Source organism: Kribbella sp. NPDC056951 (genome assembly GCF_042674205.1).
GTDB lineage: Bacteria > Actinomycetota > Actinomycetes > Propionibacteriales > Kribbellaceae > Kribbella > Kribbella yunnanensis.
In genome coordinates this window covers 66,740-89,137 of record NZ_JBHUQZ010000015.1, presented here as the reverse complement: position 1 = coordinate 89,137, position 22,398 = coordinate 66,740, and the positions used below count along the sequence as shown (strand labels likewise).

The window sequence follows — 22,398 nt, the reverse complement described above, 5'->3', positions numbered from 1 at the left end:
AGGAGGCGGACAGCGGCGGCCGGGATTCCTACCGTCGAGGTATGTGGAGACGAACTGCGGTCCTGGTAGCCATCGCCCTGGCGGCCGGCGGAGTGACAGCCGGCGCGAGCACGGCCGGTGGCCTTCGGTGGGGCGAGTGTGCTGACGAGAGTTTGCGGGCCGCGGGAGCGGACTGTACGACGGTTGTGGTGCCGCTCGATCATCTCCAGCCGGATGGTCGAGTGGTGCGGCTCGCGGTCTCGCGGCTGAAGGCGGATCCGGCCAAGCGGCGCGGGGTCCTGCTGACGAATCCCGGTGGACCGGGCGGACCGGGAACGACGTACCCGCTCGAACTGAAGCCGTTGCTGGGTGAGGTGGCGCAGCAGTACGACGTGATCGGGATCGACCCGCGGTTCATGGGAGCGAGCGATCCGGTCGCCTGTGGTCCGCTCCGGCTGCCTGATGTCTTTCGATCGTCACTGACGCGGGCGGACTTCGAGAAGTCTCGGAAGCTCGCGGAGAAGACGGCGGCCGGATGCAGGGACGATCGGTTGCCGTATGCAAGTATCCGGAATGTTGCCCGGGACATGGATACGATCCGGGCCGCGTTGGGCGAGCAGAAGATCTCGTACTACGGGGTGTCGTGGGGCGCGGATCTCGGTGTCGTCTACAGCCAGTTGTTCCCGGGGCGGGTCGATCGGATGGTGGTCGACAGCGTGACGGATGTCGAAGGGTCGGAGTACCACCATCTCGCGACCGGCGAACGCGCCGAGGCAGCCTTCGACGAGTGGGCCGCGTGGGTGGCCTGGCGAGACGACCAGTACCACCTAGGTCGAACCGGGATGGAGGTCCGCGCAACCGTGAGCAGGCTGGCGCGGAGGCCGGTCACCATCGACGGTCGCCGGCTCGACAGCGCCTCGTTGCCGTGGGCAATCCAGTCCGCGCTGGGGGATGAGAAGGATCGCGAGGTGATGGCGCGCAACATCCGGGCGTTGATCGACGGGAAGTCGACCGAGGAGTTGTCGGGCTGGCTGCAGCAGTACTTCACTACCGAACCGATCTACAGCCGGTTCGCCGCCGCGTCCATCGCGTTCACGTGCAACGACAACGGGTGGCCGAAGGGGCCGGCGCCGTACTGGCGAGATGTGCAGCGGACTCGACAGACCGAGCCGCTCTTCCACGCGACGTTCCTGGCTTGTGCGTTCTGGAAGTACCACACGAGCGAGCCGGAGCTTGTCATCGGCAACGACGTGCCGATGTTGATTGTGCAGGCGGAGCGGGACAACATTCCGCTCGGGTGGGCGCAGGCGCTGCAGGCGAAGTTGCCGAACTCCACCCTCAAAACAGTCGACCGTCGTGCTCATGGGGTTTACGAGTTCATGAGCACGACGGTCAACGACTACCTGGCGCGGTGAGCTTCGGCTAGTTCCTTCAGGTACAGGGCGCTTTGCTTGGGGATGCGGGCCTGGGTGTCGTAGTCGACGCGGACGATGCCGAACCGCTTGACGTAGCCGTAGGCCCATTCGAAGTTGTCCAGCAGGGACCAGGCCAGGTAGCCGCGGATGTCGGCGCCTTGGTTGATCGCCTCGGCTACGGCGGCCAGGTGGGTGGTGAAGTACTCGGTGCGGCCGTCGTCGGCGACGTACCCGTTCTCGTCGGGGGTGTCCTCGAAGGCGGAGCCGTTCTCGGTGATCACCATCGGCAGGTTCGGGTAGTCGCGGGCGATGCTGAGCAGCAGGTCGGTGAAGCCCTCGGGGACGATCTCCCAGTCCATGTGGGTCTTCGGCCGGCCGAGCGGGATGGTCCGGCTGATCGGCAGACCCTTCTCGTCGGCCGTGCTGCCGTCCTCGGCGTACCCGCTGAACTTCTGGCTGAAGTAGTAGTTCACACCCAGTACGTCGATCGGCGCCGAAATCAGCTCGAGGTCGCCGTCCTGGACGGGGATCTCGGCCCCTTCCAGCGCCAGGTCCGCGACGATGTCGGCCGGGTAGCGGCCGTGCACCAGCGGATCGAGGTAGATCCGGCGGCCCATGCCGTCGGCGCGGCGGGCTGCCTCGACGTCCGGCTCGGCGTCACTGGCGGGGTACGCCGTTGCCACGTTGAGGGTGATGCCGATGTCCAACTTGCGCGGTGAGGCCTCGCGCATGGCGGTCGTGGCAAGCCCGTGGCCGAGCAGCAGGTGGTGGACGGCGGCGATCGCGGCCGGGTACTCCTTGCGGCCCGGTGCGTGCAGACCGTACGCGTAGCCGAGCATCGCGGAGCACCACGGCTCGTTCAGCGTGGTCCAGGTGTTGACGCGGTCCTTCAGCGCGTCGAAGACCAGCATCGAGTACTCCGCGAACCGGTACGCCGTGTCGCGGTTCGGCCAGCCGCCGGCGTCCTCGAGCTCCTGCGGCAGATCCCAGTGGTAGAGCGTCACCCACGGGTCGATGCCCTGGGCAAGCAGCTCGTCGACCAGCTTGTCGTAGAAACCCAGCCCGGCTGGGTTCACCGGGCCCTTGCCGCGCGGCTGGACCCGCGGCCACGCCACCGAGAACCGGTAGGTGTCGAAGCCGAGACTCTTGATCAGGGCAACGTCTTCGGGCATCCGGTGGTAGTGGTCGCAGGCGATGTCGCCGACGTCGCCGTTGTCGATCGCGCCGGGCACCTGGCAGAAGGTGTCCCAGATCGACGGCGTCCGGCCGTCCTCGGCGATCGCACCCTCGATCTGGTACGACGAGGTGGCGACACCCCAGCGGAAGTCGGCCGGCAGACCCGCGATCAGGTCTGCCGCCCCCGAGACGGACGTAGTACTCATAAGTGGCCTTTCACGAAGGATAGAAGGGATTCAGCCGACCGGGACGCGGCCGGGGAGCCAGCAGGCCACGGACCGGCTGGGGTCGTTGCGGGCCGAGGGGATCCCGAGCAGCGGGATCTCGTCGGAGCAACGGTCGAACGCGTGCGGGCAGCGCGGGTGGAACGAGCATCCGGACGGCATCCCGCGCAGGTCGGGCGGTGAGCCGGGGATCCCGGACAGCTCCCGGCGCGGGCCACGCAACGCCGGGAAGGACTTCAGCAGTCCTTCGCTGTACGGGTGCAGCGAGTCCTTGTACAGGTCGGCGGACTTGGCTTCCTCGACGATCCGACCGCCGTACATGATCGCGATCCTGTCGGAGAACTCGACCAGCAGCGACAGGTCGTGGGTGATGAACAGCACCGAGAATCCGAGCCGCTCACGCAACTCGACCAGCTGGGCCAGGATCTGCCGCTGCATCACCACGTCGAGCGCAGTCGTCGGCTCGTCCATGATCACGATCTGCGGCTCGAGTACGAGCGCCATCCCGATCATCACGCGCTGCCGCATACCGCCGGACAGCTGGTGCGGGTAGGCGTCCATCCGGTCCGCGGAGATGCCGACCAGCTTGAGCATCTCCTTCGCCCGGGCGACCCGGGCTTCCGGCGAGAGGTCGGGCTCGTGGGCCTTGATCACGTCGAGCATCTGGGTGGAGACCTTGTGGACCGGGTTGAGCGAGTTCATCGCGCCCTGGAACACGATCGACGTCTCGGCCCACCGGAACGCCCGCAACTCGGGGTCGGTCAACGCCATCACGTCGTACGGGTCACCGCCCGGCGGGTGGTAGGTGACCGAGCCACTGCTGATCACGCCGGGCGGCGGCAGCAGCCGAGTGACGCCGTACGCGAGCGTGGACTTGCCGCTCCCGCTCTCACCGGCGAGCCCGAGCACCTCACCACGATGCAGCGTCAGCGTGACATCGCGAACCGCCCGAACGCCTTGGTCACCCAAGCCGTAGTCGACACTGAAGTCCTTGATCTCGAGGACTGGTTCCTTGCCGATCATGCGGCGTCCTCCTTCTTCTGACGTACGACGGGAGTCGGCGGGACCGCCTTGTTGCCGAGTACCGGGGTGAAGCCGACGCGCATCCGGACCGAGTGACCGTCCTTGGTCTTGACCCGGGTGTGACCGCTGCTGCGCAGTCGCGGGCTGACGAACTCGTCGATGCCGAAGTTGATCAGGGAGAGCGCCGTACCGAGGATCGCGATCGCGAGACCGGCCGGGACGAACCACCACCATGCGCCCTGGGCAAGGGCCTGCTGGCTCTGCGCCCAGAAGAGGATGGTTCCCCAGTTCCATTCGGAGATGGTCGAGATACCGATGAAGGCCAGGGTGATCTCGGACATGATCGCGAAGATCACCGTACCGACGAAGCTGGAGGCGATGATCGCGGTCAGGTTCGGCATGATCTCGGCGGTGATGATCCGCCAGGTGCTCTCACCGGTCGCGCGGGCGGCCTCGACGTAGTCCCGTCGGCGCAACGACAGGGTCTGCGCCCGCAGCACCCGGGCACCCCAGGCCCACGAGGTGAAACCGATGACGAGGGCAACCATCAGGTCACCCGCACCCGGGATGGTCGAGGCGACGATGATGATCAGCGGCAGGGCCGGGATGACCAGGAAGACGTTCGACAGTGCGGACAGACCCTCGTCGGCCGCGCCACCGAGGAAGCCCGAGCTGACCCCGATCAGGATCGACAGCGCGGTCGCGACGAGACCGGCCAGCAGGCCGACGAACATCACGCCGCGGGTGCCGACGAGCATCTGACTGAAGATGTCCTGACCGAGGTGCGTCGTACCGAACCAGTGCTTGGACGACGGCGCCTGGATCAGGTCACTGCTGCGGGCCGACGGATCGTACGGGGCGATCCAGGGACCGATGATCGCGATCAGGCAGAAGAAGCCGAGCACGATCAGGCCGGTCGCGGCCTTGCCGTTGGCAACGAACCGCAACCGGCGGCGCTTGGCCGGCTTGACCTCGACCGCGGGTCCTTCCGGGCTCACCGCGGTGACGGTGCTGGTGGGTGCGGACATCTCAGCCCTCCTTCCGGGTGCGGGGATCGAGGAGCAGGTAGGCGACGTCGGCGATCAGGTTCGCGACCAGGACCGACAGCGTGATGACCAGGAAGACGCCCTGCATCAGCGGGTAATCCTTGGAACCGACGGCCTGGAACAGGTTGTAGCCGATACCGGGGTAGGAGAAGACGATCTCGACCAGCAGCGTGCCGCCGACGATGAAACCGAGCGACAGCGCGAAACCGGAGACGTTCGGCAGCAGCGCGTTGCGTGCGGCGTAGCTCATCATCACGCGCTTCTCGGGCAGGCCCTTGGCGTGCGCGACGGTGATGTAGTCCTCGGACGCGACCGTCACCATCATGTTGCGCATGCTGAGGATCCAGCCGCTGACCGACGAGATCAGGATGGTGATTGCCGGCAGCAAGCTGTGCTGGATCGCGCTGCCCATGAACTCAGGGGTCCAACCCGGCACCAGGCCGGGCTCGTAACCGCCCGACGACGGGAAGATGCTGTCCGGACCGGCCAGCAGGGTGATCGCGAGCAGACCGAGCCAGAAGTACGGGATCGACGACAGGAACGTCGTCACTGGCAACAAACCGTCGAGCCAGGAACCGCGGCGCCAGCCGGCGAGTACGCCGAGACCGGTGCCGATCGCGAAGCTGGCCAGCGTGGTCAGGCCGACCAGGGCGATCGTCCACGGCAGGCTCTGCTGCAGGATGTCGATGACCGGGGTCGGGAAGAACGTGAACGACAACCCGAGGTCGCCGCGGAACACCTGGCCCCAGTAGTCGACGTACTGGCTCCACATGCTGGCGTTCTTGTCCAGGCCGAACAGGACGTAGAGCGACTGGATGGCCTCGGTGCTGATCTGGCCCTGGTACTTGTTGATCAGCGAGGTGACCGGGTCACCGGGGATCAGGCGGGGGATGAAGAAGTTGATCGTCAGCGCGGCCCACGCGGTGAACAAGTAGAACGCGATGCGTTGCAGAAGGAACTTCACTTGGCTGCTCCTTCCTCGTAGAGCCAGCACGCGGCCCAGTGGCTCTGGCCGTTGTCGACGATCGGCAGCTCGAACCTCGGTGGCAGTTCCGTCGAGCACTTCGGCATCGCGTGCACGCAGCGCGGGTGGAACCGGCAACCGGTCGGCGGAGCGATCAGGCTCGGCGGCTCACCGCTGCCCTGGTCCTCCGGTGCGCGCAGATCGCCGACTCGGTCGAGCCGGTCGGGATCCGGCGCGCTCTCGATCAGCAGTCGGGTGTACGGGTGCGCCGGGTGCTGGGTGACGGTCTCGGAGTCACCGCCTTCCACCATCCGGCCGGCGTACATGACCATGGTTTCGTCGGCGAAGTAGCGCGCCGAGGCGATGTCGTGGGTGATGTAGAGGATGGCCAGGTTCAGCCGCTCCTTCAGATCACGCAGCAGGTTCAGGACGCCGAGGCGGATCGAGACGTCGAGCATCGAGACGGGCTCGTCGGCGAGCAGGGCCTCGGGGTCGGCGCCGAGGGCGCGGGCGATCGAGACGCGCTGGCGCTGGCCGCCGGAAAGCTCATGCGGGAACTTGTCCAGGTAGCGCTCCGGGGGAGTCAGTTGTACGCGCAGCAGCAGGTCACGCAGGTTCGACTCGAGCTCGGCCTTGTTGTTGCCGGCCCGGCCGTGGATCTTGAGCGCGCGGGTCAGGTGGTACCGCACGGTGTGGGTCGGGTTCAGCGACGCGAAGGGGTCCTGGAAGATCATCTGGACCTGGCGGCAGTACGCCCGGAACTTCCGGCCGCCGCGCACTGTCACGGACTGGCCGTGCAGGCGGATGTCGCCGTCGGTGCGGTGGTGGAGTTGCGCGAGCAGGCGGGCCACGGTCGACTTGCCCGAACCGGACTCACCGACCAGGGCGGTCACGCGGCCGCGGCGCAACGTCAGGTTCAGGTCGTCGACCGCGTGCACGACCTTGCGATCGCGGGTCAACAGGTCCCGGAGACCACGCCGTACCGGGAAGTGCTTGGTGAGGCCGTCGGCCTCCAGAACTACTTCAGGGACCACCGCTGGGGCCACCGCTGGGTCGGTCACCGTCATGATTACAAGACTCCTCGCATCGTGGCACCGCGGCGCCGGGAGCACTGGCTCCCGGCGCCGCGGTCCGGCCTCACTGAGAGCCGGCGGGCTTCAGGTTCAGGACGATCTGCAGAGCGTTCTGCTGGGTCGGCTGACCCGGCGCGTACGAGTTCTGCTCGTCCGGCCACCCGGTCCAGTTCTTGGTGCTGTAGAGACCGCCGACGTTCGACGCCGAGGTCGGGATCACCGGCATCTGCTCGACCATGATCTTCTGCAGGCCGTTCAGCGCCGTCTGCCGGGTCGCGTCGTCGGTGGCGTTGGCGTAGGTGTCGAGCAGCTTGGTCGCCTCGGGCGAGTTGAAGCGACCGTAGTTGCCGCTGATGCCGCCCTTGCCGACCGGCTTGAGGATCTTGCCGTCCATGATGTTCTGGTAGATGTCGAACGGCGTGGAGCCGCCGTTGGTCCAGTGCATACCGGCCTCGAAGTTGCCTTCGTCGAAGGCCTTGAACCAGGCGTCCTGGTTGGCCTTGTCGACGGTCGCCGCGATGCCGATCGTGGACAGGTTGTCCTTGATGATCTCCAGGTCGGTGATGTAGTCGGACCAGCCGGCCGGGTTGGTCAGCGTGATCTTGACCGGCTGCCCGCCCTTGTCCTTCAGCACGTTGCCCTCGAGCTTGTAGCCGGCCGCGGCCAGGTCGGCCTTGGCACCCTCGACGTCGACGGCGTGCTTCTTGTCCTTGTACTCCGGGGCGATGAACGACTCACCGGCCGGGGTCGGGATGCCGGTGATGGACTCGACCTTCGGGTAGAAGTACCCGGCCTCACCCTGCATGAAGATGTCGTCGCGGTTGATCACCTTGTCCATCGCGCGACGCAGCGCCGGGTCGTCGAACGGCTTCTTGGTGGTGTTGATCCACAGACCGTGGATACCCAGGTTCGCCGGGAAGTACAGCTTGTGGTTCTTCGGGTCCTTGTCCTGGTAGACGGCCTTCACGTTCGGGACGAAGACGAAGCTCCACTCCGAGGAGCCGTTGGCCAGCGCGGTGGTCTGCGCGTTGTTGTCGTTGTACGACGTGTACCGCAGCTCCTTGACCTTCGGCAGGTCCTGCCAGTACGAGTCGCGCAGTTCCAGCGTGGTGGTCTGCGGGGTGAACGACTTGATCTTGTACGGGCCGGTGCCGACCGGGGTCTTCAGCGTGTCCTGGCTCGGGTCCTTGATCGCGGACCACTGGGCCTTCTGCACCACGAAGACGGTCAGGATCTTGTTCTGGTTGACGAACTGCGACCGCTCGAAGACCAGGTCGACCTTGTTCCCGGTCTGGGTGATCGTCTTGTACGGGATCGCGTCCGAGTTCAGGCCTTCGTTCTTCTGCCGGAGCTGGAAGGTGTAGGCCACGTCCTCGGCGGTCATCGGCGTACCGTCGGACCACTTCACGCCGTCGCGGATGGTGAACGACAGCTTGGTGAAGTTGGCGTCCCACTTCCACTCGGTGGCCAGCCACGGCTTGCCGGGCTCGGTGGGCTTGATGCCGTTGATCATCACCAGCGGCTCGAAGATCATCCATCGGTACCCGAGCGAGGCGCCCGAGGAGGAGCCGAGGAACGGGTTGTGGTTCTCGGTCTGCGGACCGTTCGGCATACCGACGTTCAGTACGGTCGCGGCGGTGCCGGAACCGCTTCCGCTGGTCTTCCCGTCCCCGCTACTGCAGGCAGCCAGCGTGGCTGCCGCGAGCAAGCCCGTCAGGGCCAGCGCGACGCTCCGTCGTGCTCGCATCTCGGTTCCTCCTGTGCATTTCGTGATGGCGGATGGTCCACCCCTGAGCCTGGGTGGGCCAGTGCATGGTGGCGTGAAAGCGCTCTCATTGGAAGAGCAGACGCCTTAACAGATCGGTATCGAGGACTTCACCGGCGGCGGAGCAGGGGCAGCTGCCCCGCCGCCGGAGCCTCAGTGGCGGGACCGGCCAGTGGGGGCGGGTGGACTGGTCCGCGGGGCGGATTTGGGAGCGGTTGAGCTGCGGACGATCAGCGTCGTCGGCAGCACTTGGGGTTCCTCGGGCAGCGGGGTCCCGCCGAAGTAGCCCATCAGCATCCGGGCCGCCGCCTGACCCATCTGGCGCATCGGCTGATGCACCGTGGTCAACGGCGGTTCGGTGTGTTGGGCGTACGGGATGTCGTCGAATCCGACGACCGACACGTCGTTCGGCACGTTCCGCCCGGTCTCCCGGACGGCCTGGATGGCGCCGCCGGCGGACAGGTCGTTGTGTGCGAACACCGCGTCGAAGTCCAGACGCTGGTCGAGCGCCTGCTGGACGCCGTGGCGTCCGCTCTCGTGGGTGAAATCGCCTTCGAACACGAGTCTCGGGTCGAGCTCGATGCCGGCTTCGGCGTAGGTGTCGCGGAAGCCGTCCAGGCGTTCGTGCGTGCAGCCGAACCGTTCGACACCGGTGATCACCAGCGGCCGGTGCCGGCCGAGCTCGATCAGGTGCCGGGCCGCGGACTGCCCGCCGGCGTAGTTGGTGGTGGCGACGGACGGGAACTGGGGGCGCTTGTCGCGGTCGTCGATCAGGACGACCGGCAGACCGCGCGCGTGCAACTGCTCGATGTAGGTGAGCGTGCCCTCGGGCTCGATCACCAGCAGGCCGTCGAACGACTGCGCCGACACCTGGGAGGCGAACTGGTGCATGGATTCCGCGCCGCGGTTGAACGTGAACAGCAGCAGGCCGTAGCCCTCGCTCTCGACCACGTCGACCGCACCCTGCAGCACCTCGCCCATCCAGGGCCAGGTCAGCGACGGGACCAGCATGCCGACGACCCGGGTTCGGCCGCGGGCCAGACCGACCGCCCGGGCACTCGGCACGTAGCCGAGCTCGGCGATCACGGCGCGGACCCGCTCGGCGGTGCGCAGATCGAGCTCACCCTTGCCGTTCAGGACGCGTGACACGGTCGTCTTGCTGACGCCGGCTCGCGCGGCGACGTCGGCGATGGTGATGGACACGCTGAATCTCCCCTCGGGCGGTGGGGTGGCGGATGTTGCTGTGATGTTGCGCTGAGGTTCGGAACCGGTTTCGGAAGCGGTTCCGTAGAGTGAAGCCGAGTGACCCAGGTCTCGTCAATCACGGTGCGGTAACGAATCACCCCTTAATTCACGGCCTGGAGAAAGTCGCCCCTTCCGGGTCGGGCGCTGGGCGTGATGGACTCGGGTCCAGCGGCCCGCCAGGGGCCGGGGCAAGCAGGGGGCTGGAACGATGGAGTATCGGCGGACGACGGTGCGGGACATGCGCCGGTCCAACCGATCGGTGATCCTGACCGGCATCTACCGCGACGGACCGCTGAGCCGGCAGGAGTTGAGTGTCCGTACGTCGCTCAGCGCGGCCAGCGTGAGCAACCTCGTCACCGAGTTGATCGCCGAAGGTGTCGTCGAGGAGGCGGGCTCGGTCGAGTCCGAAGGCGGTCGGCCGCGCGTGCTGCTGCGGGTCGCCCGGGATTTCCGGTACGTCGTCGGTGCCGAGGTCGGCGAGACGATGGTCCGGGTCGAGCTGTTCGATCTCGCCCTGAATGCGGTGACCACTGTCGATCATCCGATCGACGAGCCGAAGCCGGAAGTCGTCGTAAAGCACGTGCTGGAAGGGCTTGCGAGCGTGATCAGCACATCCGGCGTACAGTCCGCACAGGTGCTGGGACTCGGCGTCGCGGTGTTCGGCATCGTCGACGCGGATGCCGTCGTCCATGCCCAGACTCTCGGGTGGGACGCCGTACCGTTCGGTCAGATGCTTGCCGAGGGCACCGATATTCCGATCCTCGTGGACAACGGCGCGAACACGCTCGGCCAGGCCGAGATGTGGTTCGGCGCCGGTCGCGGTGCGACGGACGCGGTGGTCGCGCTGGTCGGCTCAGGTGTCGGCGCCGCGCTGGTCACCGGCGGGTCCAGCTATCGCGGGACGCGCAGCAGCGCGGGCGAGTGGGGACACACCACGATCATGTACGGCGGCCGCGGGTGCCGCTGTGGAGCGTCCGGGTGCCTGGAGGCGTATGTCGGGGCGGAGGACGTCCTCGACCGCTATCGCGAGGCTGGCGGTGAGTTGTCGACGACCGACGAGGAAGCGGCGTTCGCCGAACTGCTCGCGGCGGCGGAGAAGTCGGAGCTCGCGGCAACGATCATGGACGACACGATCGGCTATCTCGCGGCAGGCTTCGCGAATCTGGTCAACCTGGTCAACCCGGAACGGATCGTCCTCGGCGGCTGGGCCGGTCTCTTGCTGGGGGAGCGGTACCTGCCGCGCCTGCGCGAGGAGGTCGGCAAGCACGCGCTCCGACAGCCCTACTCCCAGGTCTCGATCGTGCCGTGCGAACTGGGCCGCGACGCCGTTGCTCTCGGCGCCGCGACCCTTCCGATACTGCGGTTGCTGCAGGACGGCGGCGTACTGCCGCCGTCCCGGGTTCCTGCCGGTTAGGTGATGTTCCACTTCTGGTTGGCGCCGCCTCCGCAGGTCCAGATCTGGGTCGGCGTGGCGTTCGCCGAATTGTTGCCGGTGACATCGAGACACTTGCCTCGGTTCACGATGTCGTTGTTGCCGTACGACCACTGTTGAGCCGTATTGCCGTTACAGGTGGCGATTTGCACCCGGGTGCCGTCCGCGGTTCCGGCGTTCGCGACGTCGAGACACTTGCCCAGGGCACGGATCGTTCCGTCGCCAGGACGGCTCCACGACTGGGCCGCCGTACCGTTGCAGTCGTAGAGCTGGACTGTCGTACCGTCGGCGGGGTTGGCGCCGGCGACGTCCAGGCACTTGCCGGCCAGGCCGGTGATCTGGCCGTTGGTGCCAGTGCCGTCGAGGGTGGAAACGCGGACGTAGTCGATCGTCATCGTCTGCGGCATCACGGTGGAGCCGTCCGGGTAGCCCGGCCAGTAGCCGCCGACCGCGACGTTCATGATCATGAAGAACGGGTGGTTGAAGACCCACTGGTCGCCGCCGAGGTCGGCCGGCGTACGGCGCTGGTACTGGACACCGTCGACGTACCAGGTGATGACGTTCGGCGCCCAGTCGACCCGGTAGGTGTGGAAGTCGTTGCGGAACGGCTGACCGTTCGGTGAGTTGTACGCCGCGCCGATCCCCTCGGCGCCCGAGTAGCCCGGGCCGTGGATCGTGCCGTGCACGGTGTTCGGCTCGCGGCCGATGTTCTCCATGATGTCGATCTCGCCGTTGTTCGGCCAGCCGCCACCTTGGGAGCCGAGCATCCAGAACGCCGGCCAGACACCCTGGGTGCCGGGGATCTTGATCCGGGCCTCCCAGCGGCCGTACGTCTGGGTGAAGGTCTGCGCGGTGAGCAGCCGCGCCGAGGTGTACTCACAGGTGCCGTAGTGGCACTGGAACCCACCGCTCTCGCGGCGGGCGGTGATCACCAGGTTGCCGTTGCCGTCCTTGGCGGAGTTGCGGGTGCTGTTGGTGTAGTACTGGCGTTCGTTGTTGCCCCAGCCGGAGCCGCCGATGTCGTAACGCCACTTGTTGGCGTCCGGCGCCTGCCCGGCCGGACCGTCGAAGTTGTCCTCGAAGGTCGTCGCCAGTACGGCTTGCTCGGCTTGAGGGGCCTGCGGCAGGGCTTGGGCTGGTGCTTGCAGAAGGGCGGCGCCGACGAGTGCGGCACCGGTTGCGAACAGGGCCGCGATGCGGGAACGCTGCAGTTTCATGCGTGCCTCAAATCTCCACGGGGGCGGTCGGGACGAGACAGGGATTTGGTCCCGCAGCTTGCTGTGAGAACGCTCTCAGGTCAAGGCCGGGACTAAATAAAAGACCTGAAAAAAGTCCGTGCTGTGACGTTGACACCGGTGACCACCGATGGTTCGCTCGTGCTGACACACCGTTGCGGCGCGGGCAGACGCCACAACATCGCCCCCTGTCTGTAGTCCTTGCTCACAAGGGAGACCGCCCATGCCCGCGAACGGGTTATCCCGTCCTGCCCGCGTCCTACCGGTCGCAGTGGCCACGCTGTGTGCCGTCGCCGCCGGCCTCGGTTTCGGTACGGCGACCGCGCCGACCGCCCAAGCCGCCGGTGAACAGGTCAACGTCTACCTGACCACCACGAACGACTCGGCCGGCCAGAACGTGACCCGCGGTCTGCAGCAGCAGACCCCGATCAACTTCGGCCCGGCCGGCGGTACCGCGAACCAGACGGTCACGGTCAACGAGAACACGACGTACCAGTCCTGGGAGGGCGGCGGCGCCTCCTTCGCCGACAGTTCCGCGTGGCTGCTGAACAGCAGCAACACGATCACCGCCGCGACCCGCAACCAGGTGATGAAGGACCTGTTCGACCCGGTCAACGGGATCGGGCTGTCGTTCGTCCGGAACCCGATGGGCGCGTCCGACCTCGCGCGGTTCAACTATTCGTACGACGACACCTGTTGCGACCTGAACGACTTCACGATCAACCATGACCTGGCCGACGTCGTACCGCTGACCAAGCAGGCGCGCCAGTTGAACCCGTCGCTGAAGGTGATGGGGTCGCCGTGGTCGGCGCCGGCGTGGATGAAGGACAACAACAAGTTCACCAACCGCGGCTGGCTGAAGGCCGAGTACTACCCGATGTACGCGCAGTACTTCGTCAAGTACGTGCAGCAGAACGCTGCCCAGGGCAACCGCATCGACTACGTGACAGTGCAGAACGAGCCGACCTGTTGCGGCACCGACAACACCGGCTACGCGTCGATGAACTGGAACGGCGCCGGCCTGCTGAACTTCACCAAGAACCACCTGTTCCCGGCGTTCCGCGCGGCCGGGATCACCACCAAGGTGATGGTGCTCGACTACAACTGGGGCAACTACAACGACCTCGGTTCGGTCCCGCTCGCCGATGCCGGGCTGCGCAACGACCCGCTGTTCGGCGGCATTGCTTGGCACGGGTACGGCGGCGATGTGAACCTGCAGACGCAGATCCACAACCAGTACCCGGCGGTCAACGCGTACATGACCGAACACTCGGGTGGAACCTGGATCCCGAACCAGCAGGTCGAGGACATGAACAACCTGATCGACTACACCCGCAACTGGGACAAGTCGTGGGTGAAGTGGGGTCTCGCACTCGACCAGGACCACCTCCCGTACGTCGGTGCGGGGTGCAACGTGTGTACCGGCTTGGTGACGGTGCAGCGGGGTGGCAGTCGCGCGGGTCAGGTGGACAAGACGGTCGAGTACTACACGATGGGCCACCTGACGAAGTTCGTCCGGCCGGGTGCGCTGCGGATCGACTCGAGTGCCAACAACTCGGTCAAGAACGTGGCGTGGAAGAACCCGGACGGCTCGAAGGCGCTGATCGCGTTCAACACCACCGGCGGTTCGCAGTCGGTGCGGGTGAACTGGGGCTCGCAGTCCTTCGTCTACACGCTGCCCACGAAGACCTCGGCCACCTTTGTGTGGAACGGTTCGCAGAGCGGCGGTGGCGGAGGTCAGATCACCGGGCTGGCTGGGAAGTGTGTTGATGTCGCTGGGGCGAACTCTGCGGACGGCACGGCGGTGCAGCTGTACGACTGCAACGGTTCGGCGGCGCAGCAGTGGACTCGCTCCGGCAACACGCTGCAGGCGCTGGGTAAGTGCCTCGATGTCACTGGTGGTGGTACGGCCGACGGGACGCGTGTGCAGCTGTGGACATGTGTTGCTGGGAGTCCTAATCAACAGTGGACGTACTCGAACAACGACCTGGTGAATCCACAGGCCGGGAAGTGTCTGGATGTGACCGGGAACAACTCGGCCAATGCGACACCACTACAGATCTGGACGTGTAGTGGCGGCGCCAACCAGAAGTGGACCGTCTCCTAAGTCTTTCCTGCCAGTTGCCCGCCCGGCCGCCCCCGGGCGGGCCTTTGGTATTTGCAGGTATTTGACCCTCCGGCTACCGGAGGGTGGAAGCTTGGCGCATGACGGCGACAGTGACGGTCGGCGAGTTCTCGCGGCTAACTCATTTGAGTGTGAAGACCCTGCACCACTACCACGAGATCGGCCTGCTCGCGCCGGTCTCCGTGGACTCGTCATCCGGGTACCGGCGCTACGGCACCGACCAGGTCGGCGTCGCGCTGCTCATCCGGCGGCTTCGCGACTTGCGGATGCCGATCCCCGACGTACGGGCTCTCGTCTCGTCGACCGATGAGTCTGCGCGTGAGGAGACACTGCGCGTGCACCTCGACCGGATGGAGCGCGAGCTTCAGGTGACGCGAGACGTGGTCACTTCGCTACGCGGTCTGTTGACGACCGCGTCGGAGCCGCTGCACGTCGACTACCGGTACATCCCGCCCTTCCGCGCGTACGGCGTTCGTGGGCGAGTCGAGCGTCCGCAGATCGGGCCATGGTGCGTCGACTCGTTCGGCCGGCTGAACGAGTTGGCCGCCGTACACGACATCCGGGCGACGGCGGGAGCGACGTACAGCGATGACTTCTTCACCGAGGACGAAGGTGAGGTCATCGCGTTCCTGCCGGTCGCGCCGACCCAAGAGCCGGCCGACGGCTTCGAGTTGGTCGACCTGCCCGGCGGGTTCTTCGCCATCGCCGTACACGCCGGCGCCATGGCCGACTTCGACCGCACGTACGGCGCCCTCGGCTCACACGTAGCCGAGCACTGCGAGGTCGCACCGGGGCCCATCCGCGAGCTGTACGTCGTCTCGCCCGGGGACACCCCCGACGAGAGTTCCTACCGCACCGAGGTCTGCTGGCCGATCCAGCAGCTTCCCATTGATTCCCCTGTATCGAAAGGCTGAACCATGTCCATCACCCTCGAGAACATCGCCTTCGACTGCACCAACGCAGCCACCCTGGCCACCTTCTGGGCCGGCGTCCTGTCCGTCGAAGTAGATGCCGAAGCCAACGAATTCTTCGCCACCATCAACCGAGCCGCCGACGCCCCCACCCTGATGTTCCTCCAGGTCCCCGAACCCCGCACCGCCAAGAACCGCCTCCACCTCGACCTCGCCACCGCCGACTGGTCCACCGAACTCGACCGCCTCCTGGCCCTAGGCGCCGAACGCCTCGACGAGCACAACGAGTACGGCACCCACTGGATCACCCTCGCCGACCCCGAAGGCAACGTCTTCGACCTCGCCGAACACAAGGACTGACCGAGGCGAACCGCCGGGCTTTGCTGTCTGGGAGAGGTCGACGAGCAGCTGACCCAGGTGTGCGGATGCCTGGTGCTCTGGCCGGTAACCATTTCTCATATGACGCCCCAAAGTTACCGGCCGGGGCTCATGCCTCTTCTTGGAGGTGCCTCATGGTTCTCCTTTGCAGCTTCGGTCACCTGATCGGGTCGGATGGGTGCCTGAACAGGCACAGTCGGTGACTTCGCGTTGATGGTCGCATCTCGAGCGGTCAGGCTGACCAGCGAGGAACGTGGCGAGCTGGGACTGGGGAGGCCGAGGGTGAGTCTGCTGCGCGTGGTGGGTACTGCTGAGGTGCTCGAAGGACTCCGCGACATCGAAGAGCTCGACCTTGACCCCGACAGCGCCAGGCTGTGGACCGACGGCGTGAAGTGGCGGATCGCCGCGATGGCGCCGCCGGCGGTGATTCCGGTTCTGGAGCAGCGCGGCTGTGATGTCTACGAGCTGATGACGGATGCCGACCTTCTCGCGTACTACGACGAGATCGGCAGCCCGCCGCCGACCGAGGCCGCCGCGTTCTCCGGAGGTGTCACTCCCGGCCCGCTGCTGAAGCCTCGGCGGGCGTCGGAGATCGAGGCGGGCATGGACGCCCTGGCCAGTAAGTACAAGGACTACTGCAAGCGCATCATGCTCGAAACGACGAGCGGTGGGAACAAGTGCAGCTACCTCAAGATCGGTGACGGAGCGTCCGGGCCGAAGCGCCCGGTCGTGTTGTTCACCGGCGGGCTGCACGGCCGGGAGTGGGTGCCGCCGGACGCCCTGCTGTCACTCGCGGAGAACCTGCTCGCCGCCTACCACGACGGCGCCGATCTCTATTTCCCGGCGACCACCATCAGCTTCCGCGGGGACAAGAACAAGCCACTGCCGAGTGACCGGCCGCAGTACTTCCCGGAGTACGTCATCAAGGCCGAGACCATCGTCCCGATCCTCCGGAAGGTCGACCTGCTGATCTTCCCGCTGGCCAATCCGGACGGGCGCGAGTTCGATCTGGACCACCCGAAGATCCACAAGTACGGCTGGCGTAAGAGCAGGCGATCGGTCGGACCGGATCCGAAGGGGAATCCGGCGCACGGCGTCGACATCAACCGGAACTTCCCGATCGGCTGGGATTTCGACCGGTACTACCAGATGGGTCTGTACCGGGCGCGCTACGGCCGCCCACCGTCCGACAAGACGCCCGGGGACGGTGCCGTGGGGGAGTTGTACCGCGGTTCCGCGCCGCTGTCCGAGATCGAGACCAGGAACGTCGCGACGCTGATGGAGACCTATCCGATCAGCTACTTCGTCGATGTCCACACCGCCGGCCGCGCGATCATGTGGTCCTGGGGGATGGAGGAGAACGGGACCAACCCGGCGATGACCTACCGCAACCCGGTGTACGACGGAACCCGCGACGGCCTGATGGCCGACGACCCGAAGTTCCCGGTCGGCCGGGTGGACTACAAGGAGTACCTGCCACCGCGGATCGCCGAGCGGAACGAGTTCATCAGCCGGCTGATGGCCAGTGCGATCCTGCGCTCGGCGAATCGCGGCGAGCTGCCGGCCTCGGGCGGTTTCGCCGAGTACCACACTGTGCATCTGGCCCAGCAGGACGCCAAGCCGTGGTTGGCTTTCGGGGGGCCGTTGACCTCGACCAGCCAGAACTATGCGACCGCGCTGCAGTTCATCAGGCCTGATCGGCCGCCCACCTACGCGTGCGTGTTCGAGGCCGGGGACGACGAGGAAGGACTCTTCCATCCCGTCTACGCCGCCCACAATCCCCAGTTCCAGAAGCAGAACCGGGAGATCCAGTCCGCTCTGATCGCGCTGCTGCAGAGCGCGGCCACCTTCGGAGTGCAGTCCTGATGGCCGGGTCGGTCGAGAAGCTGGCGGTCGAGGTCGGGCGGTTCCTGGAACCGATCACCAGCTATCTCAAGGACAATCAGATCGCCGCCCTGTACGGCGAACTGGGGCTGCCGGTCTCGCCCGCGATCGCGAACGATCCCGCGGTCGTCGCGTCGGCCAAGACAGCGCTCAGCGCGCTGACCGCCGTACCGCCCAAGGTCGAAGCCCTGCAGCAGACCGGTAGTGCGGAGGCACTGGCTGATCTGCTCAGGGTGATCCCGCCGGCCTTCTGGGCCTGCAAGGTGATGTCCGAGACGGTGAAGTTCACGGTGAACGCGTCCGGGCCGTTGAGTGACCCGATCAAGGCTGTTCTGGTCGACCTGCCCGACGCGCTGATCAACTACACCGCGACGACCTACCTGCTGTCCGCACACCCCGGGTTCGCGAAGACCGCGGTGCTGTTCGGGTTGATCGACAACGACGACATCGCCCGCGACGGCGATCGGCCGCCGTTCCGGCGGCGGCGGTTGCGGTTCGATCGGCTCGGCACGTTCCTGCGCAGCCCGGCCGATTCGCTCAAGGAGCAGTACGGCTGGGGACGCGATGATCTCGACGCCGAGAAGTTTCTCGAGGCGATCACCGAAGCCCTGCTGGGCTGGGACCTGCCGGCTGTGTTCATCAAGCACGACGACGGTGTCGAACTCGCGTCCTTCCTCTTCCGGGTCCGCCCGGTCCCCGATGCGGCGCCCGATGCGCTGCGGATCCTGCTCGACGTCTTCGACTTCAGCGGCTTCGACCTGGACCTCGCTCTCTTCCCCGGCTGGAAGACGAAGCTCAAGGGGTCCGGCTCGCTCAACGTCGGCCCGACCCTCCGCCTCGAACCACCTGGCGAGCTGGTCCCCGAAGCTCCCGGTGCCGGTCTGAACGGCAAGCTCGCGCTGGAACTGGGCAAGGGCCCGATCCAGCTGATCGGTACGCCGGAAGGCTCTGGCCTGAGCGTCAAGGAGATCAAGTTCTCCCTGGGTACGGCGTTCGGCGGCGAGGCGGCGGGTGTCGTGGCCGAGGCGGATCTGGTCGGCGGCAAACTGCTCGTCGACTTCTCGAAGGCCGACGGCTTCCTCTCGACCGTCCTCAAAGGCGCCGGCACCAAACTCGAAGCCGATTTCGACCTCGGCATCACCATCGACAGCAACGGCCTCAGCTTCCGGGGCAACGGCGGTCTGGAGATCCAGATCCCGCTGCACCTCAAGGCCGGCCCGGTCGAGCTCACCACTCTGTACATCGGCGTCGGCGTCCAGGGCGGCTCGATCCCGCTCGAACTCTCCGCCGGTTTCAAGGCCGCCCTCGGTCCCATCCAGGCGAGCGTCGACCGGATGGGCCTGACCGCCGAACTGTCCTTCCCGGCCGGCGGTGGCAACCTCGGACCCGCCGAGCTGACCTTCGGCTTCAAGCCGCCGTCGGGGGTCGGACTCAAGGTCGACGTCGGCGTGATCACCGGCGGCGGCTACCTGTACGCCGATCCGGACAAGGGCGAGTACGCCGGTGCCCTGGAACTGAAGTTCGCCGGCTTCCTGGAACTCAAGGCGATCGGCCTGATCAGCACCCGGATGCCCGACGGCACCGACGGCTTCTCGCTGCTGATCATCATCACCGCCGAGTTCCCCGGCGGGCTGCAGCTCGGCTTCGGCTTCACGCTGCTCGCCGTCGGCGGTCTGGTCGGCATCAACCGCCGGATGAACCTCGACGCGCTGGCCAAGGGCGTGCGCTCGAACGCGATCGAGTCGGTGATGTTCCCCAAGGACGTGGTCGCCAACGCGCCCCGGATCATCAGCGACCTGCGCAGCTTCTTCCCCGCCGAGAAGGGCAAGTTCCTGATCGGCCCGATGGCGAAGATCGGCTGGGGAACGCCGACCCTGCTCAGCATCTCGATCGGCGTCATCATCGAGATTCCCGGCAACATCGCGATCGTCGGTGTGCTGCGCTGCATCCTGCCGGCCAAGGAACTGCCGCTGCTGGTGATCCAGGTCAACTTCATCGGTGCGATCGAGTTCGACAAACAGCGGCTCTGGTTCAACGCGGTGCTGTTCGAGTCGCGGATCCTGATGATGACCATCGAAGGCGGGATGGGCCTGCTGGTCGGCTGGGGCGACGACGCCGACCTGGTGCTGTCGGTCGGCGGGTTCCATCCGTCGTACAAACCGCCGAACCTGCCGTTCGACGTCCCGCCCCGGCTGGCCGTCGACATCCTGAACCAGCCCGGCCGGCGGATCCGGGTCGAGGGCTACTTCGCGCTCACCAGCAACACCGTGCAGTTCGGCGCGGCGGCCGAGCTGGTGCTGGGCTTCGACGACTTCGGCATCCACGGGCACCTGGCCTTCGACGCGCTGTTCCGGTTCTCGCCGTTCTCCTTCGTGATCGCCATCTCGGCCTCGGTGTCGCTGAAGGCGTTCGGGGTCGGGCTGTTCGGGATCGACCTGTACTTCGAACTGTCCGGTCCGTCGCCGTGGCGGGCGCACGGGCGGGGTTCGATCTCGCTGCTCTTCTTCGAGATCTCCGCGGACTTCGACATCAGCTGGGGCGAGAGCAACGACACCACGCTGCCGCCGGTCGCGGTGCTGCCGATCCTGGCGGCCGAGTTCGCCAAGCTCGAAGGCTGGGAGACCCGGCTGCCGACCGGCGGTGTCGTACCGCTGGTGACGTTGCGGAATCTGCCGGACAGCGATGAGCTGGTCCTGCATCCGCTCGGCACGTTGTTCGTCCGGCAGCGGGCGATTCCGCTGGAGATCCGGATGGACCGGCTGGGTGCGCAGGAGCCCAGCGACGGCCGCCGGTTCAGCATCGAGCCGGCCGATGGCAGCGGTCTGCGGCGCGTGACGTCGACCGGCGAGAAGTTCGCGATGGCCCAGTTCCAGACCATGGACGATGCTGCCAAGCTCTCGCGTCCGGCGTACGAGCAGCAGAATGCCGGGATCGAGCTCGCGGCCTCGACGGGCGCGCTGGCCACCACTCACGTCGTACGGCGAAGTGCCCGGTACGAGCTGATCATCACCGACAACACTCCGCTGGAGGGTGGTACGACGGCGATGCGGGCCGCGACCGTGACATCGCGGCCCGGGACGCGGAAGCGGTTCCACAACGTCAATCCGGTGCTGTTCGGCCAGTTCACCAACGGCAGCAGCGTTGCGCGGTCGCCCTTGTCACAGCAGACGGCGCGTAACCAGCAGCCGTACGCCGCCAGTGAGACCGTGCGGGTGACTGGCAAGCGCTTCGTGGTCGCCTATGTTCGGAACAATCTGCAGGCCTTCCCTCCGACCAACCCGGACGCCGACGGAACGTTCCGCAGCCAGTCGGGCGCGACCGAGGCCCTCGACCGCTGGATCGAGATTGAGCCAAGCCTGGCCGGCACCCTGCACGTGATCGGTGAGGACGAAGCTGCGGGACCGCTCGCCGTACCGCAGAGCTGGGCTCCAGCCGGTACGACGCCCGCGGTGTCCGGTACGACGGCGGTGCGGCTCACGGGTGGCCGGGTGATGATTGCCGGCGGCACCGATGCCGAGGGCAAGGCTGTCAAGGACACCGCGATCTACGACCCGGTTGCGAACAGCTGGCTGCCGGGCCCGGCGTTGACAAAGGCTCGCCGCCGGCACACGGTCACCGGGCTGACCGGCGGCAAGGTCCTCGTCGTCGGCGGTCTGTCGGACACCGACGAACTCGTCGGGACCAGTGAGTTGTTCGACCCCCTGAGTGGCAAGTGGACCGAGATCACTACCACCGGCAGGTTCGGTCACTCCGCGACAGTTCTTGCCGGAGGCAATGTTCTGGTGGCCGGCGGCAACGACGGCAGGACCATGGCGACCGCCGCGATCTTCGATGTCGCGAGCAACAAGTGGGTGCCGATCGACTCGATGCACGAGGCGAGGGAAGACCACCAGGCAGTGGCGCTGGCCGGTGACCTGGTCCTCGTCACCGGCGGCGCGACCGCGACCGGCCCCGGTGCTCGGGCGGCGATCAGCTACTGCGAGCTGTACGACGTCGCCGCGAAGAAGTGGACGCCGGTCGCCGGAATGAACGTGCCGAGGGTCGGCCACCAGGCAACAGCCATCAAGGACGGCACCGCGGTCCTGGTCACCGGTGGCGATGCTCCGGCCTTCCTCATCGACGGCGAGTTCGATCCGCGGAGCCGGACCAGCGCGGAGGTCTTCCAACTCGACGACAAGTCGTGGAAGACGGCAGCAGACCTTCCGGTCGGCCGCAGCCGCCACCAGGCGGTCGCGCTGCGGACGGGCGGCGTACTGGTCGTCGGCGGGGCCTCCGGTCCGAGCTTCGACACCGGCTTCGCCGGGGCGCTGCGCTACGACCCAGCTGCGGACACCTGGACGACAACTGGAGCCCTGGTCACCGGTCGCTGGGGACACACGGCGATCACGCTGGCCGACGGTCGCGTCCTCGTTGCCGGCGGCACCGCCCTGGCCGGTACGGCGACACCTGAGCCAGGCACCGACGTACAGAGCACGACGGCGGAGACGTACCTGCCATGACCAGACGAGTAACGAACGACGGAG

At 66.7% G+C, this 22,398-nt stretch carries 15 protein-coding genes; 7 read left to right on the top strand and 8 right to left on the bottom strand.

Translation table 11 applies throughout. The annotated features are described in order from the left end of the window. The first annotated feature begins 41 nt into the window (after positions 1–41). Positions 42–1,394, top strand: a complete 1,353-nt coding sequence (locus ACFTSF_RS36800; protein ID WP_380159667.1) for an alpha/beta fold hydrolase — start codon at positions 42–44, stop codon at positions 1,392–1,394. On the opposite strand, the gene ACFTSF_RS36795 is transcribed toward ACFTSF_RS36800, so the two are convergent. The 7 genes from ACFTSF_RS36795 to ACFTSF_RS36765 form a co-directional block, all read right to left on the bottom strand. Then, positions 1,379–2,776, bottom strand: a complete 1,398-nt coding sequence (locus ACFTSF_RS36795; protein ID WP_380159665.1) for a GH1 family beta-glucosidase — start codon at positions 2,774–2,776, stop codon at positions 1,379–1,381. The two genes, ACFTSF_RS36800 and ACFTSF_RS36795, sit on opposite strands and share 16 nt — an antisense overlap. Before the next feature lie 30 nt (positions 2,777–2,806). Next, entirely contained in the window at positions 2,807–3,817 is a 1,011-nt protein-coding gene (locus ACFTSF_RS36790) for an ABC transporter ATP-binding protein (protein ID WP_380159663.1), read from the bottom strand. Next, positions 3,814–4,845 (bottom strand): ABC transporter permease, encoded by a 1,032-nt coding sequence (locus ACFTSF_RS36785; protein WP_380159661.1) that lies wholly within the window; start codon positions 4,843–4,845, stop codon positions 3,814–3,816. The genes ACFTSF_RS36790 and ACFTSF_RS36785 overlap by 4 nt, the downstream gene beginning before the upstream one ends. Position 4,846: 1 nt before the next feature. Beyond that, a complete protein-coding gene (locus ACFTSF_RS36780) occupies positions 4,847–5,827 on the bottom strand; it encodes an ABC transporter permease (RefSeq protein WP_344143976.1) in 981 nt (326 codons plus the stop codon). Continuing rightward, complete coding sequence (locus ACFTSF_RS36775; protein ID WP_344143977.1) at positions 5,824–6,894, bottom strand: ABC transporter ATP-binding protein; 1,071 nt, start codon at positions 6,892–6,894, stop codon at positions 5,824–5,826. Before ACFTSF_RS36775 ends, ACFTSF_RS36780 begins: the two co-directional genes overlap by 4 nt. A gap of 70 nt (positions 6,895–6,964) precedes the next feature. Then, positions 6,965–8,647, bottom strand: a complete 1,683-nt coding sequence (locus tag ACFTSF_RS36770) for an ABC transporter substrate-binding protein (protein ID WP_344143979.1) — start codon at positions 8,645–8,647, stop codon at positions 6,965–6,967. A gap of 171 nt (positions 8,648–8,818) precedes the next feature. Beyond that, complete coding sequence (locus ACFTSF_RS36765; RefSeq protein ID WP_380159658.1) at positions 8,819–9,868, bottom strand: LacI family DNA-binding transcriptional regulator; 1,050 nt, start codon at positions 9,866–9,868, stop codon at positions 8,819–8,821. Between the two features lie 250 nt (positions 9,869–10,118). On the opposite strand from ACFTSF_RS36765, the gene ACFTSF_RS36760 reads away from it, so the two are divergent. Next, positions 10,119–11,324, top strand: coding sequence for an ROK family protein (locus tag ACFTSF_RS36760; protein ID WP_380159657.1), 1,206 nt, complete (start codon positions 10,119–10,121; stop codon positions 11,322–11,324). Here the strand turns inward: ACFTSF_RS36760 and ACFTSF_RS36755 are convergent. Then, entirely contained in the window at positions 11,321–12,559 is a 1,239-nt protein-coding gene (locus tag ACFTSF_RS36755) for a family 16 glycosylhydrolase (RefSeq protein WP_380159655.1), read from the bottom strand. The genes ACFTSF_RS36760 and ACFTSF_RS36755 overlap by 4 nt on opposite strands. Positions 12,560–12,800: 241 nt before the next feature. Here ACFTSF_RS36755 and ACFTSF_RS36750 point away from each other — a divergent pair, with 241 nt between their 5' ends. From ACFTSF_RS36750 to ACFTSF_RS36730, 5 genes are all read left to right on the top strand, one after another. Then, the gene (locus ACFTSF_RS36750; RefSeq protein ID WP_380159653.1) at positions 12,801–14,684 is read left to right on the top strand and encodes an RICIN domain-containing protein; all 1,884 of its coding nucleotides are present in this window, start codon (positions 12,801–12,803) and stop codon (positions 14,682–14,684) included. Positions 14,685–14,782: 98 nt separating this feature from the next. Next, positions 14,783–15,616: a GyrI-like domain-containing protein gene (locus tag ACFTSF_RS36745; protein ID WP_380159651.1), complete on the top strand. Its 834-nt coding sequence runs from the start codon at positions 14,783–14,785 to the stop codon at positions 15,614–15,616. Between the two features lie 3 nt (positions 15,617–15,619). After that, entirely contained in the window at positions 15,620–15,973 is a 354-nt protein-coding gene (locus ACFTSF_RS36740; RefSeq protein WP_380159649.1) for a VOC family protein, read from the top strand. A 300-nt stretch (positions 15,974–16,273) separates the two neighbouring features. Further along, positions 16,274–17,857 (top strand): M14 family zinc carboxypeptidase, encoded by a 1,584-nt coding sequence (locus tag ACFTSF_RS36735; protein ID WP_380159647.1) that lies wholly within the window; start codon positions 16,274–16,276, stop codon positions 17,855–17,857. Then, entirely contained in the window at positions 17,857–22,374 is a 4,518-nt protein-coding gene (locus ACFTSF_RS36730) for a DUF6603 domain-containing protein (protein WP_380159646.1), read from the top strand. The genes ACFTSF_RS36735 and ACFTSF_RS36730 overlap by 1 nt, the downstream gene beginning before the upstream one ends. Positions 22,375–22,398 lie beyond the last annotated feature (24 nt).

What these genes read in the sequence shown, in the direction of transcription:
- ACFTSF_RS36760 (WP_380159657.1), top strand. Translation starts at nt 10,119, where the DNA reads ATGGAGTATCGGCGGACGACGGTGCGGGACATGCGCCGGTCCAACCGA.
- ACFTSF_RS36740 (WP_380159649.1), top strand. Translation starts at nt 15,620, where the DNA reads ATGTCCATCACCCTCGAGAACATCGCCTTCGACTGCACCAACGCAGCC.
- ACFTSF_RS36790 (WP_380159663.1), bottom strand. Translation starts at nt 3,817, where the DNA reads ATGATCGGCAAGGAACCAGTCCTCGAGATCAAGGACTTCAGTGTCGAC.
- ACFTSF_RS36775 (WP_344143977.1), bottom strand. Translation starts at nt 6,894, where the DNA reads ATGACGGTGACCGACCCAGCGGTGGCCCCAGCGGTGGTCCCTGAAGTA.
- ACFTSF_RS36795 (WP_380159665.1), bottom strand. Translation starts at nt 2,776, where the DNA reads ATGAGTACTACGTCCGTCTCGGGGGCGGCAGACCTGATCGCGGGTCTG.
- ACFTSF_RS36785 (WP_380159661.1), bottom strand. Translation starts at nt 4,845, where the DNA reads ATGTCCGCACCCACCAGCACCGTCACCGCGGTGAGCCCGGAAGGACCC.
- ACFTSF_RS36755 (WP_380159655.1), bottom strand. Translation starts at nt 12,559, where the DNA reads ATGAAACTGCAGCGTTCCCGCATCGCGGCCCTGTTCGCAACCGGTGCC.
- ACFTSF_RS36770 (WP_344143979.1), bottom strand. Translation starts at nt 8,647, where the DNA reads ATGCGAGCACGACGGAGCGTCGCGCTGGCCCTGACGGGCTTGCTCGCG.
- ACFTSF_RS36745 (WP_380159651.1), top strand. Translation starts at nt 14,783, where the DNA reads ATGACGGCGACAGTGACGGTCGGCGAGTTCTCGCGGCTAACTCATTTG.
- ACFTSF_RS36800 (WP_380159667.1), top strand. Translation starts at nt 42, where the DNA reads ATGTGGAGACGAACTGCGGTCCTGGTAGCCATCGCCCTGGCGGCCGGC.
- ACFTSF_RS36730 (WP_380159646.1), top strand. Translation starts at nt 17,857, where the DNA reads ATGGCCGGGTCGGTCGAGAAGCTGGCGGTCGAGGTCGGGCGGTTCCTG.
- ACFTSF_RS36750 (WP_380159653.1), top strand. Translation starts at nt 12,801, where the DNA reads ATGCCCGCGAACGGGTTATCCCGTCCTGCCCGCGTCCTACCGGTCGCA.